This is a genomic window from Sandaracinobacter sp. (assembly GCF_041909755.1).
GTDB lineage: Bacteria > Pseudomonadota > Alphaproteobacteria > Sphingomonadales > Sphingomonadaceae > Sandaracinobacteroides.
Genome location: NZ_JAYRCW010000026.1, coordinates 16167 through 28568 on the forward strand (window position 1 = coordinate 16167; position 12402 = coordinate 28568).

A 12402-nucleotide genomic window follows, 5' to 3' on the forward strand; every position below is an offset into this window, starting at 1 on the left:
AACCGCGCCCCCACCGCTTAAGGAGACACGCATGACCCGCAACATTCTTCCCCTGATCGTGGTGGCCGGCGCCGTGGCGCTGGCGGGTTGCAAGAGCAACCGCGACGTGCTGCCGCCCGAGGCCTGGCAGCCCGCGCCCGCGCAGCCGCAGGGGCCTGCCGCCATCGACCAGGCCGGCACCGTGCCGCCGCCCGAACAGGTGGGATCGACCGCGCTGCCCGGCAGCCAGGCGGCGCTGATCGAGGCGGCCGGGTCCGACACGGTGCTGTTCGCCTTTGACAGCTATGGGCTGGACGAGCGCGCGCGGCAGATCCTGGGCGGACAGGCGGAATGGCTGCTGCGCAACGCCAATGTGCGCGTGACGATCGAGGGCCACACCGACGAGCGCGGCACGCGGGAATATAATCTGGCGCTGGGCGAACGGCGGGCGAACGCGGCCAAAAATTTCCTGGCGGCGCAGGGCGTGGGCGCTGACCGGCTGTCGATCATCAGCTATGGCAAGGAACGGCCGGCGGTGGACGGCGCCAATGAAGAGGCCTGGGCCCAGAACCGCCGGGCCGTGACCGTCGTGGTTTCCGGAGGACGCTGATGTCGCATCGCCCGTGGAGGGATATCGTCCGCCGCAAGTCGCGGCAGATCATGGTGGGCAATGTGCCCGTGGGCGGCGATGCGCCGATCGCGGTGCAGACGATGACGAACACGCCCACCGAGGATGCCGCCGCGACGATCGACCAGATCCGCCGCTGCGAGGAGGTGGGCGCCGACCTGATCCGGGTGAGCTGCCCCACCGAGGAAGCGACGGCGGCGATGCCGCTGATCACGCGGGCGGCGAAGGTGCCGATCATCGCGGACATCCATTTCCACTATAAGCGGGCGCTGGAAGCCGCCGATGCTGGGGCGGCGTGCCTGCGCATCAACCCCGGCAATATCGGATCGCCCGAACGGGTGCGGGAAGTGGTGCGCGCGGCCAAGGCCAATGGCTGTTCCATCCGCATCGGGGTGAACGCCGGCAGCCTGGAGCGGCACCTGCTGGAAAAATATGGCGAGCCTTGCCCTGAGGCTCTGGTGGAAAGCGCGTTCGAGCATGCGAAGATGCTGGAGGATGCGGACTTCCACGAATTCAAGATTTCGGTGAAGGCGTCGGACGTGTTCCTGGCGGTGGCGGCCTATAACGAGCTGGCGGCGCGATCCGACTATCCGCTGCACCTGGGCATCACCGAGGCCGGCGGGCTGATCGGCGGGACGGTGAAGAGCTCCATCGGGCTGGGCATGCTGCTGTGGGGCGGGGTGGGCGACACCATCCGCGTTTCGCTGTCGGCCGAGCCGGAGGAGGAAGTGAAGGTCGGCTATCACATCCTGAAATCGCTGGGCATCCGGGCGCGGGGCGTGAAGATCGTGAGCTGCCCCAGCTGCGCGCGGCAGGGGTTCGATGTGATCCGCACGGTGGAGACGCTGGAAAAGCGGCTGTCGCACATCACGACGGAACTGTCCCTTTCGGTGCTGGGCTGCGTGGTGAACGGGCCGGGCGAGGCGCGGGAGACGGATATCGGGCTGACCGGCGGCGGCAACGGCAAGCATATGGTGTATCTGAGCGGCGTGACCGACCATCATGTGGCGGACGACGCGATCGTGGACCATATCGTGAAGCTGGTGGAGGCGAAGGCGTCGGAGATCGAGGCGGCGAAGCTGGCGGCGACGGCCGAGGCGGCCGAGTGAGCCCTGCCGGGGGCGGCCCCATCCTGATCCGGGCGGCGACGCCGGACGATGCCGCCGATATCCGGGCGCTGGTCTATGCGCTGGCCGTTTACGAGAATGAGCCGGACAAGGTGAAGATGACCGACGAGAGCGCGCGGCAGGCGCTGGCGGCGGGGCATGTGCAGGCGTTGCTGGCGTTTCAGGACGGCAAGGCCGTGGCGATGGCGCTCTATTTCTTCAACTTTTCGAGCTGGACGGGGAAGCGCGGGCTGTTCCTGGAGGATCTGTTCGTGTCGCCTGAGGTGCGTGGGCTGGGGCTGGGGCTGGACCTGCTGAAGCGGCTCGCCGCGATCGCGGTGGCGAATGACTGTGGCCGCATGGAATGGAATGTGCTGGACTGGAACAACAGCGCCAAGGGCTTCTACGAGATGCTGGGGGCCCGGCATGCCGCCGGATGGGAGGTCTGGCGGCTGGAGGGCGAGGCGCTGCAGACGCTGGGGGGCTGATTCGCCCCGGCATGGGGGAGGACATCGATGTTCGAACTTTATGGGCATCCTTTTTCGTCGTTCACCTGGAAGGTGCTGATCGCGCTCGCTGAGCGGCGGGTGGCGTTTCGCTTTCGGCAGGTGGACCCCGGGCATCCCGACAATTCGGCGCGGCTGGCGGCAATGTCGCCCACGGGGCAGTTTCCGGTGCTGGTGCATGACGGGCGGGAAATCTGCGAAAGCAATGTGATCATCGAATATCTGGACCTGCACGCGCCGGGCGATCCGCCGATGGTGCCCGCCGATGCGGCCGGGGCGCTTGAGGCGCGGATGATGGCCGACATCTTCGACGACTATGTGAACGGGGTGATGCAGCAGGTGGTGGGCGACGCGCTGCAGCCGGAAGGGGAGCGCAGCGTGCGCGCCGTGGTGCGGGCGAAGGGGCAGCTTCTGCGCAGCTATGACTGGCTGGAGGCGAAGCTGTCGGCGCGGGAATGGGCATCCGGCGGGGATTTCGGGATTGCGGACTGCGCGGCGGCGCCGGCGCTGTTCTATGCCGACTGGGTGGAGCCGATCCCGGCCGGTTGCCCCGCCCTGCGCGCCTATCGCGCGCGGCTGCTGGCGCGGCCGTCGATCGCGCATGTGGTGGACGAGGCGCGGCCCTATCGGCGGCTGTTTCCGCTGGGCGCGCCCGACCGGGACTAGGCGGCGCGCGCCCGTTCTGTTAGCGATACCATCGGGAGGACCGATGGCGATCAGGCGACGTGAGCTGTTTGCGGGGATGGCGGCCGTTCCGCTGGCGGCGGCGCCCGTTCGGGCCGCTGCGCGCGGCGCGGAGGGGCAGCGGCAGGCCGACCTGGGGGACGGAACCTTTGTGAACCCCGTGGTTCCGGGTGATCATCCCGATCCGACCATCCTGAAGGATGGCGATCAATATTACATGACCTTTTCCTCGTTCGAGGCGGTGCCGGGGCTGGTGATCTGGCGATCGACCGACCTGGTGAACTGGGCGCCGGTGGCGCCGGCGCTGACGACGTCGCTGGGCACCGTGTGGGCGGTGGACCTGGTGAAGCATGACGGGCGCTATTTCATCTATATTCCCGCCGATCCCGCGGGCGAGGGTTGGGGCATCTTCGTGATCTGGGCCGACCGGATCGAGGGGCCGTGGAGCGATCCCATCGACCTGAAGCTGCCCGGCTGCATCGATCCGGGGCATGTGGTGGGCGAGGACGGGCGGCGATACCTGTTCGTGAACGGCATCCGGAAGGTGCGGCTGACGGACGACGGGCTGGCGACGGACGGCGCGCTGGAGCCGGCCTATGCGCCCTGGACCTATCCCGACGACTGGGTGACGGAGAATTTCGCGCCCGAAGGCCCGAAGCTGATGTGGCGGAACGGCTGGCTGTATCTGGTAACGGCGGTGGGGGGCACCGCGGGTCCGGTGACCGGCCATATGGTGATCGCGGCGCGATCCCGATCGGTGCATGGGCCGTGGGAGCATTGCCCGCACAACCCGCTGGTGCGGACGGCGAGCGCTGCCGAGCCCTGGTGGTCGCGCGGGCATGCCACGCTGGTGGAGGGCCCCGCCGGGGACTGGTGGATGGTCTATCACGGATATGAGAACGGATACCGGACGCTGGGGCGGCAGACGCTGCTGGAGCCGGTGGCGTGGACGCGGGACGGCTGGTTCCGGGCGACGGGGGGCGATCTTTCGAAGCCGTTGCCGAAGCCGCGCGGCGGCCGGCCGGGCCCGGCTGGGCGGGCGCATTCGGACGGGTTCCGGGGGCCGGCGTTGGGGGTGCAGTGGAGCCAGTTCCAGGCCGGTGCGCATGGACGGGAGCGGCTGTCGCCGGGGCCGGACGGGCTGCGGATGGCAGGGGCGGGGACGTCGCCGGCGGATTCGTCGCCGCTGACGCTGATCGTGCCGGACCGCAGCTATTCGGCGGAGGTGGATATCGCGCTGGCGGGCGAGGCGGAGGCCGGGCTGTTGCTGTTCTATAGCCACAAGGCCTTTGTGGGGATCGGCTTCGACAGGGGGCAGATCCATTCCTATCAATATGGCGCGAAGCAGGGCTGGGCCTCGTTCCCGTCGCCGGGGCCGCGACTGCGGCTGCGAATCGAGAATGTGGGCCATGTGGTGACCTTCCGCTATTCCGCGGACGGCGGGCGCAGCTGGTCGCGGCATCCGACGCGGATGGAGGTTTCCGGGCTGCACCACAATGTGTTCGGCGGCTTTGACAGCCTGAAGCTGGGCCTCTTCTGTGCCGGGCGCGGGACGGCGTTGCTGACGGATTTCCGCTATGCCGGGGAGGCCGGCTGAGGCCGGACGGATTGACCCTTATTTCACCGGCGGCAGATCGACCTTTGTCTTTTCCGTTTCGATGAGGGCCATCGTCTTCCCGTCGCTCTTGCGGGAGAGGGTGGCGCGGTAACGGAGGCGGTCGCCCTCAGCCTGTTCGGCGTGGATGCGATAGACGAGGGTTTCATCGGGCATCGCGTTGGCGAAATAGCAGATGTCCCTGAGGGTGGTGCTGCGGCCCGACAGTAGATCCGGCCCGAAGTGGCGGGCGGCGCAGATGTCCGCGATCATCGGATAGGCGGCGAAATAGAGGAGGCCGACGCCGTTGATGTCGTGGACGGGCTGCATCTCGTAGCTGGTTTCGAACAGCGGCGGCGGCAGCTCCTCTGCGCGCAGCGTGCGATACTGCGCGGCGAATTCGGGGGCGGCGGCGAGGCCGGGGATCTCGCAGCCGTCGGGGATGACGGGCTGGCCCTTCATCAGCGAGGTGTTGGCGCCGGCTTCACCGAACTTGGCGAAACTGGTCATCAAGGTGGCGTGGGCCTTTGCCGTTTCGCCGAGGATTTCGATGTCGCCGAAGAACATGCCCGCGCCGAAGCGGCTGGGGGCGAGATCGAGGGCGAGATCCTGATTCTCGCGGAAGTCCGTGAGCGGGGCTTCGAGCGCGAGGCGGATGCGGGTGAAGGTGGCGTAGAGGCGGCTGCCCTCGCTGTCGGCGATCGCGGAGGAGGGGGTTTCGAGGCCCTTGCACAGCGTGTGCCAGTGGAGATCGCCCATTTCCTTGAACAGCCACGCCTCTGACAGGCCGCGCATCGCCATCTGCGGCATGTTGATGGTGATGCGGCGCGATTCCGAGGCCGGGCGGCGGCTGGTGGCCGGGATGGGAGTGGCGGGGTGTGAAGCCGGGACGGGTTTACCCGCCGGCGCGGCGGGGACGGGCCTTGCCGCCTGCGCGGCGGGGGCGGTGGGCGTGCCATCCGCCAGGGCGAGGAGATCGGCCGGGGCGACGAGCGCGCCCCAGATGCGATCCGGGATCTGGCGGCCCGCGAGCTGTTCGACCGCGATGCGCAGGGTGATGAGGCCGAAGCTGTCGATCTTCAGGTCTGTGAAGGGGGTGGCGAGGTTCGAATCGGCGAGATCGGGGATTTCCGATTTCAGCAGCGCGAGGAGCGGGGCCTTTCAAGGGCCGGGGAGGGCATCGGCGACGGCCGGGGCGGCGACGGGGGGCGGCAGGGTGACGCCGGGCAGGCCCTTCACAAAGGCTTCGACCGAGGCGCGGCGGGGATGCAGCGCGAATTCAGGTGCGGCGCGGACAGCGGCGGCGAGGCCTTCGCGATCCAGTTCCCACCAGCGGGTGGCTTCGATGACGGCGATGGTATCCGGATCGAAGCGGTAGCGCACGAGCTTGGCCGGTGCGCCGGTGACGATGGCGTAGGGCGGCACATCCTGCATCACGACCGCGCCCGCGCCGATGATGGCGCCGCGCCCGATGCGGTTGCAGCCCGGCGTGACGATCGCGTTGTGGCCGATCCAGACGCCGTCTTCGACGACGGGCGGCGTCAGCTTCAGCTGATCGTTCGGGATGACGCCGAATTCGCTGAGGTAGAAATAGGGGTGGGTGCTGAGCGAATCCATCGGATGATCGGCATCGAGCAGGCGCGAGGTGCGCGCGATGGAGCAGTAGCGGCCGATGCGGGAGCCGGGCGGCACGCGCCAGCGATCGAACGGGCCGATGGTGTAGAGCCCGACTTCGATATCATAGTGGCGCTTGAAATAGGCGCGGAGTTCGGCGCTTTCATATTCGCGCTTCGCATTGAGGCGGACCATCGCCTTGTCGACCAGGGATCGATACAGCCCCATCGGATCTTCCTGTCCTTGGCCCCCTGATCGGGCAGATGAGGGGGACATGCCAGCCGGGCGGGCGCGGCGTCAAGCCGATGGTGCGGCGCAGCATGGTGAACGGGGCCGGACTTTGCGCGCGCGGGCGCAGCCTGCTAGGCGCGCGGGCCATGAGCGAAGAGGTGAAGATGTCGAAGCCCGCCAAGGCGCAGCCCGTTCGCGGGATGCAGGATTTCATCGGCGAACAGGCGGCGCGGTTCGAGCATGTGGCGGACCGGTTCCGCGACGTGGGCCGCCGCTTTGGCTTTCGCGGCGTGCAGGTGCCGGTGGTGGAGTTCACGCAGGTGTTCGCGCGGACACTGGGTGAAACGACCGACGTGGTTTCGAAGGAAATGTACACGTTCGAGGACCGCAACGGGGAATCGCTGACGCTGCGGCCGGAATTCACCGCCGGGATCTGCCGGGCCTATATTTCGGAAGGCTGGCAGCAGTTCGCGCCGTTGAAACTGATGACGCACGGCCCGCTGTTCCGATACGAGCGGCCGCAGAAGGGCCGCTACCGGCAGTTCCACCAGATCGACGCCGAGGTGATCGGATCGGCGGAACCGGCGGCGGACGTGGAGCTGATCGCCTTTGCCGACCTGCTGCTGAAGGAGCTGGGCGTGGCTGGCGTGACCCTTCAGCTGAACACGTTGGGCGATGCGGAGACGCGTGGGCGCTGGCGGGACGGGCTGGTCCGGCATTTTTCCGCGCATCGGGATGCGTTGAGCGAGGAGAGCCGGAAGCGGCTGGAGACGAACCCGCTGCGCATTCTGGATTCGAAGGAGGCGCAGGACCGGCCGCTGGTGGAAGCCGCGCCTTCGATCGACGCCTATATGAGCAGCGAGGCGGGGGCCTTCTTCGAGGCGGTGCAGAAGGGCTGCGCGGCAAGCGGCGTGGCGTTCGAGCGGAATGCGCGGCTGGTGCGCGGCTTTGATTATTACCGGCACACGGCGTTCGAGTTCGTGAGCGACGCGCTGGGAAGCCAGGCGACGGTGATCGGCGGCGGGCGCTATGACGGGCTGATCGAGAGCATGGGCGGGCCGCACACCCCTGCGGTGGGCTGGGCCGGCGGGATCGAGCGGCTGATGATGCTGTGCGGGGAGCCGGTGGCGGTTGGGGCGGTCGTGGCGGTGATCCCGGAAGACCCTGCCGCCGAAACTCATGTGGCCCAAATCGCCTCCATCTTGCGGAATGCAGGCATTTCGGTTGACCAAGCTTATCGGGGGAACTCGAAGAAGCGTTTTGAGGTAGCGGCGCGCACCAATGTGCGAATGCGGCTCGTATTGAGGTCTGCTCCGGATGGATTGCTGGTCCGGCTCAATCAAGGTGCCGGCCCTGATAGGGCGCCTGACCCGGGTGTCGATGTGATTTGGTCTGCACTAACGACAGAATATGAGCTCCACAGATATGTGGAAAAGGAATCGGGATTCTCGCCCGATGCTCTTCTGAAGGCACGCGGTTGATGGTGCACCTGCCTGACCAGAGGCTGGCACAGCTGATTCAACGGCATGAGGCGCTGGCTTCGGAGATGGCGAATCCGGCTTTGGAGCCTTCGCGGTTCGTTTCTCTTTCGAAGGATTATGCCGAGCTGACTCCGGCGGCCGAGGCGGCGCGGGCGGTGCTGGCGATGCGGCTGGAGGTGGCGGAGCTGGAGGCGCTGGCGGCCGATGCCGGGGCGGACGCGGAGATGCGCGCGCTTGCCGCCGAGGAACTGCCGGAGCTGAAGGCGAAGCTGCCCGAGGCCGAGCGCAATCTGGCGCTGAAGCTGCTGCCGAAGGATTCGGCGGACGCGAAGCCTGCGATCCTGGAAATCCGCGCGGGCACCGGCGGCGACGAGGCGGCGCTGTTCGCGGGCGATCTGGCGCGCATGTACCAGCGCTATGCCGAACTGCGCGGCTGGCGGGTGGAGACGTTGAGCGCGTCGCCGGCCGAACTGGGCGGCTTCAAGGAAGTGGTGATGGGCGTGAACGGCGAGGGCGTGTTCGCGCGGCTGAAGTTCGAGAGCGGCGTGCATCGGGTGCAGCGGGTGCCCGCGACCGAGGCGCAGGGGCGGATCCATACCTCTGCGGCGACTGTCGCCGTGCTGCCCGAAGCGGAAGAAGTGGATGTGCAGATCGACGACAAGGATCTGCGCATCGACGTCTATCGGTCCTCTGGCCCTGGTGGGCAGAGCGTGAACACGACTGATTCCGCCGTGCGCATCACCCATTTGCCGAGCGGGCTGGTGGTGATCCAGCAGGACGAGAAGAGCCAGCACAAGAACAAGGCGAAGGCGCTGAAGGTGCTGAGGAGCCGGCTGTATGACATGGAGCGGGAGAAGCTGGCCTCTGCCCGGTCTGCCGACCGCAAGGCGATGGTGGGATCGGGGGACCGCAGCGAGCGGATCCGCACCTATAATTACCCGCAAGGCCGGGTGACGGACCATCGCATCAACCTGACGCTGCACCGGCTGCCGGAGATCATGGAGGGGACGGGGCTGGACGAGCTTGTCTCTGCGCTGATCGCGGAGGACGAGGCGGAGCGGCTGGCGGCGCTGGATGCCTGAGCCAGATCGTGATCGGTAAGATGGGGGCAGGCGGGATGGACCGCCATGCCTTGTTGCGGGCGGCGGCGGCGGATCTGCCCGGGGACACCCCGCGGCTGGATGCCGAACTGCTGCTGGCGCATGTGCTGGGCGAGGACCGTTTGCGCATGCTGATGGGCCGGGAGCCGGTGAGCGCGGCCGCGCGGGCGGCGTTCGACGCGCTGCTGGCGCGACGGCGGGCCTTCGAGCCGGTGGCGCATCTGACGGGGGAGCGGGAATTCTGGTCATTGCCGATTCGCGTGACGCCCGATGTGCTGGTGCCCCGGCCCGACAGCGAGATGCTGATCGCGGAGGCGCTGGCGCATTTCGCCGGGCGTCCGCCGGAGACGGTGCTGGATCTTGGCACGGGATCGGGCGCGCTGCTGCTGGCGGCGCTGAGCGAATGGCCCGGTGCGCGGGGGCTGGGGATCGACCGTTCGGATGCCGCGCTGGCGGTGGCGCGGGACAATGCGGCGCGGCTGGGGCTTTCGGCGCGGGCGGCGTTTGCGGCGGGCGACTGGGCGGAAGGCGTGGAGGGGCCGTTCGACCTGATCCTGTGCAACCCGCCCTATATCGAGGACGGGGCCGAGCTGATGCCGGATGTGGCGCAGTATGAGCCGGCCGGCGCGCTGTTTGGCGGGGCGGACGGGCTGGACTGTTACCGGCGGCTGTTGCCCGAGGTGCCGCGCCTGCTGGCGCCGGGCGGGATGGCCCTGTTCGAGTTCGGGCTGGGGCAGGGGCCGGCGCTGCTGGCGATGGCGGGACGGCTGGGGATGCGGGCGCGGCTGGCGGAGGACCTGACGGGGCGGGCGCGGGTGCTGGCAACCGCCGCTTGATTGCGGCCAGGCGGAATATTGCTTGGCAGGGCGAATCGCAGCGTCTAGGAAGATTGTGCAGCGCAGCCGGGCAAAGGGCCGGCCGGCCTGCTCCCTCAAACCTCTGGGCAGGTGGATCGACCGCCTGATCTGGCTGCAACGCAGCGGGTTCGAATCGGGCAGGCGGATGGCGGGCATGGCCCCGCCTTGAGGTTCGGCGACGTCCGGCAGCTGGCGCATTCCGGCCGAATGGCTTGGGCATGGGGCCCTTGGGCGTTTCGGCAGTTTGAGCCCTGGCAGGGCGGCGGCAAGGATTGGCCGCCGGGCCGGCTGCATAGTGGAAGGACGACACCCAGGCATGCAGAACAGGCAAAGCGGTCGCAGGCGGCGCGGCGGGGGCGGGAACAACAATCCGCGCCCGATGGGCATGGCGGCGGGCGGACAGAACGCCAACCGGCTGGAAGTGCGGGTGCGCGGCAATGCCCACCAGCTTCTGGAAAAATACAAGCAGCTGGCGCGCGATGCGCACCAGTCCGGCGACCGGGTGGCGACGGAATATTATCTGCAGCACGCCGATCACTATTTCCGCGTTCTGAACGACAGCCGCATCCGGCAGGAAGAAATGCGCGCGCGGCGCGGCGTGTTCGATCCGTTCGAGGATGATGCAGGAGCCGCGGACGGCGAGGACGCTGCGGCCGAGGGCGGCGAGGAGCAGGCCGAAGTCGGCGAGCGCCAGCAGGCGCCGCGCGAGGAGCGGGGCGAGCGCCGGCAGCGATCCGACAACCGGGAGCGGACGGACAATCGTGACCGCGCGGACAATCGCGATCGGGCCGAGAGCGGCGAGAGCCGCCAGCGCTGGCAGGAGCGGCGCGGTGACCGACCCCGGGATGAGCGGCCCCGTGACGATCGCCCCCGTGACGATCGGCAGCGCGACGAGCGCCTTCGTGAGGATCGTGAGGAACGGCTGGCTCCCGAATCCGCAGCGCCGGCGCTGAGCGATGGCGAGGCGGCGCTGGTGGCCTTTGGCGGCGCGCCGGTTCGGGAAGCGGCTGATCCGGTGGGCGAGGCAGGCGAATCCGGCGATGCGCCGAAGCCGCGCCGTCGCGGGCGACCGCGCAAGGTGGAGGCGGAACCGGCCGAGGGCTGATTCGCGGGCTTCCTTCCCCCCCTGGGGAGGGAAGCGCCGGCCCGGCGGCGGATCCGGGAATGAGATCGAACGCCTGTTCACCCCCCGGGGTGGGCAGGCGTTCGGCATTTGGGGCGGGTGGCGTGGCGGCCGGGGATCAGCTGTCCCGCTTGTCGACCTCTTCGTCTGCGCCGCTGGCGGAGGAGAAGAAGACGAGGCCCATCAGCGCGGCCGTGAGCATCAACGAGCCGACGACGGCGATCGCGATGGCGCCGATGAAGGGCAGCGGGGTGGGCGTGCCGGTGTGGCGGAACCACAGGAAGGCGAGCGCGGTGACGACGAGGCTGGCGGCGGCAGCGAATTTCATCAGCCGTGCGAACCGCCGCCTGGCGTCTGCGATTCGCTGCTCTTGCTTGGTTTGACTCATGCCTTTCCAATTCGCCTCAATTGAGCGACATTCAAGCCGGGAGCGCGTGGGAGGAGGGCGTTTGATGGCTATCTCGTCCATTCTGAGGGGCAAGGGGCATGAGGTGGTGAGCCTGACGCCCGATTCGACGGTTGCGGATGTGGTGGAGACGCTGGTTCAGCGCCGAATCGGGGCGCTGCTGGTGATCGAGCTGGATGAGCCGGTGGGAATCGTTTCCGAGCGGGATATCGTGCGCTGCCTGGGCGCGCACGGGGTGACAGCGCTGCAAATGCGCGTGCGCGACGTGATGACGGCGCCGCTGATCACGATTTCGCCCGATGATTCGATCCCTTCCGCCATGGAATTGATGACGGATCGGCGGATTCGGCACCTTCCTGTGCTCGATTCGGGGCGTCTGGTGGGGCTGGTTTCGATCGGCGACCTGGTGAAGCGGCGGATCGAGGAGGCGGAGCAGGAGGCGCTCGCCTTGAAGGATTACATCGCCACGGCTTGAAACTGCCGGAAAATTGCGTAGATCTGGGCGCCTGGCCCGGTTTCCGAGCGCGTCGCGAAAAAAGTGACGGTTTGGCGAAACGGCCGGAAAAAACTTGTTGACGGGGTGAACGGCCATCGCCATAAGCCGCCTCACAGTCAACGCCGACAACGACGGCAGGCGCTACGGTGCCTCGCCGGGCTTTCCAGTCTCAGGGTTCAGCCCTGAACGGTCAGCTTCCTCGCAAGAGGGACCGTGTTGGAGTTGAGCTCTCAACAAGCCGAGAGGTTTGGCCGGTAAGTCAAAAGACCGGTGAGGGTATCTGTCGCTCTTTCTCATAGTTGGTTTAGATGAAGGGACATGTGGACGGCGGTTCCACGCCCCAGGGCTTCAAGGCCTGGGTGTCGTGAAACAAGCTTGTCTATATGTCTCAACGCATACGCTTGTGGAGGCCGATCGAAAGATTGGTTTCAAACAAAGTCAGTAGACGTTGTGCAGAGATAAGCTCCTTGAAACGGGCTTTCATTCGGAAATTCCATCCGGGTGATTGTTCGGAAATGAACTTGAGAGTTTGATCCTGGCTCAGAACGAACGCTGGCGGCATGCCTAACACATGCAAGTCGAACGAGACCTTCGGGT

The 12402-nt window shown here is 67.6% G+C and carries 13 protein-coding genes and 1 rRNA gene; 11 read left to right on the plus strand and 3 right to left on the minus strand.

All coding sequences use genetic code 11. The annotated features are described in order from the left end of the window. Positions 1–31: 31 nt before the first annotated feature. The 5 genes from pal to ACE3O8_RS05605 are packed head-to-tail and all read left to right on the plus strand — an operon-like array spanning position 32 to position 4500. A complete protein-coding gene (gene pal, locus ACE3O8_RS05585; RefSeq protein WP_374387645.1) occupies positions 32–589 on the plus strand; it encodes a peptidoglycan-associated lipoprotein Pal in 558 nt (185 codons plus the stop codon). Then, positions 589–1716 (plus strand): flavodoxin-dependent (E)-4-hydroxy-3-methylbut-2-enyl-diphosphate synthase, encoded by a 1128-nt coding sequence (gene ispG / locus ACE3O8_RS05590; RefSeq protein WP_374387647.1) that lies wholly within the window; start codon positions 589–591, stop codon positions 1714–1716. The genes pal and ispG overlap by 1 nt, the downstream gene beginning before the upstream one ends. Then, a complete protein-coding gene (locus tag ACE3O8_RS05595; RefSeq protein ID WP_374387649.1) occupies positions 1713–2201 on the plus strand; it encodes an N-acetyltransferase family protein in 489 nt (162 codons plus the stop codon). The genes ispG and ACE3O8_RS05595 overlap by 4 nt, the downstream gene beginning before the upstream one ends. A 27-nt stretch (positions 2202–2228) precedes the next feature. Then, complete coding sequence (locus tag ACE3O8_RS05600; RefSeq protein WP_374387651.1) at positions 2229–2885, plus strand: glutathione S-transferase family protein; 657 nt, start codon at positions 2229–2231, stop codon at positions 2883–2885. 43 nt (positions 2886–2928) lie between these two features. Further along, on the plus strand, positions 2929–4500 hold the full coding sequence (locus tag ACE3O8_RS05605) for a family 43 glycosylhydrolase (RefSeq protein WP_374387653.1): 1572 nt from the start codon (positions 2929–2931) through the stop codon (positions 4498–4500). Between the two features lie 18 nt (positions 4501–4518). Here the strand turns inward: ACE3O8_RS05605 and ACE3O8_RS05610 are convergent, their stop codons facing one another. Beyond that, positions 4519–5307: an LnmK family bifunctional acyltransferase/decarboxylase gene (locus ACE3O8_RS05610; protein WP_374387655.1), complete on the minus strand. Its 789-nt coding sequence runs from the start codon at positions 5305–5307 to the stop codon at positions 4519–4521. A gap of 351 nt (positions 5308–5658) precedes the next feature. Further along, complete coding sequence (locus tag ACE3O8_RS05615; protein ID WP_374387657.1) at positions 5659–6339, minus strand: CatB-related O-acetyltransferase; 681 nt, start codon at positions 6337–6339, stop codon at positions 5659–5661. A gap of 167 nt (positions 6340–6506) precedes the next feature. Here ACE3O8_RS05615 and hisS point away from each other — a divergent pair, with 167 nt between their 5' ends. The 4 genes from hisS to ACE3O8_RS05635 all read left to right on the plus strand — a co-directional run bounded on the left by hisS (position 6507) and on the right by ACE3O8_RS05635 (position 10885). Then, on the plus strand, positions 6507–7823 hold the full coding sequence (gene hisS, locus ACE3O8_RS05620; protein ID WP_374387671.1) for a histidine--tRNA ligase: 1317 nt from the start codon (positions 6507–6509) through the stop codon (positions 7821–7823). Beyond that, on the plus strand, positions 7823–8905 hold the full coding sequence (gene prfA / locus ACE3O8_RS05625) for a peptide chain release factor 1 (RefSeq protein ID WP_374387659.1): 1083 nt from the start codon (positions 7823–7825) through the stop codon (positions 8903–8905). Before hisS ends, prfA begins: the two co-directional genes overlap by 1 nt. Before the next feature lie 35 nt (positions 8906–8940). After that, on the plus strand, positions 8941–9759 hold the full coding sequence (gene prmC, locus ACE3O8_RS05630) for a peptide chain release factor N(5)-glutamine methyltransferase (RefSeq protein ID WP_374387661.1): 819 nt from the start codon (positions 8941–8943) through the stop codon (positions 9757–9759). Positions 9760–10096: 337 nt separating this feature from the next. Beyond that, a complete protein-coding gene (locus ACE3O8_RS05635) occupies positions 10097–10885 on the plus strand; it encodes a DUF4167 domain-containing protein (protein ID WP_374387663.1) in 789 nt (262 codons plus the stop codon). A gap of 136 nt (positions 10886–11021) precedes the next feature. On the opposite strand, the gene ACE3O8_RS05640 is transcribed toward ACE3O8_RS05635, so the two are convergent. Then, positions 11022–11291 carry a hypothetical protein gene (locus ACE3O8_RS05640; protein WP_374387665.1) on the minus strand — a complete coding sequence of 90 codons (270 nt, stop codon included), beginning with the start codon at positions 11289–11291 and terminating at the stop codon, positions 11022–11024. 64 nt (positions 11292–11355) lie between these two features. Here ACE3O8_RS05640 and ACE3O8_RS05645 point away from each other — a divergent pair, with 64 nt between their 5' ends. Next, complete coding sequence (locus ACE3O8_RS05645) at positions 11356–11784, plus strand: CBS domain-containing protein (protein ID WP_374387667.1); 429 nt, start codon at positions 11356–11358, stop codon at positions 11782–11784. A gap of 538 nt (positions 11785–12322) precedes the next feature. Next, positions 12323–12402 (plus strand): 16S ribosomal RNA (locus tag ACE3O8_RS05650); the annotation flags it as partial.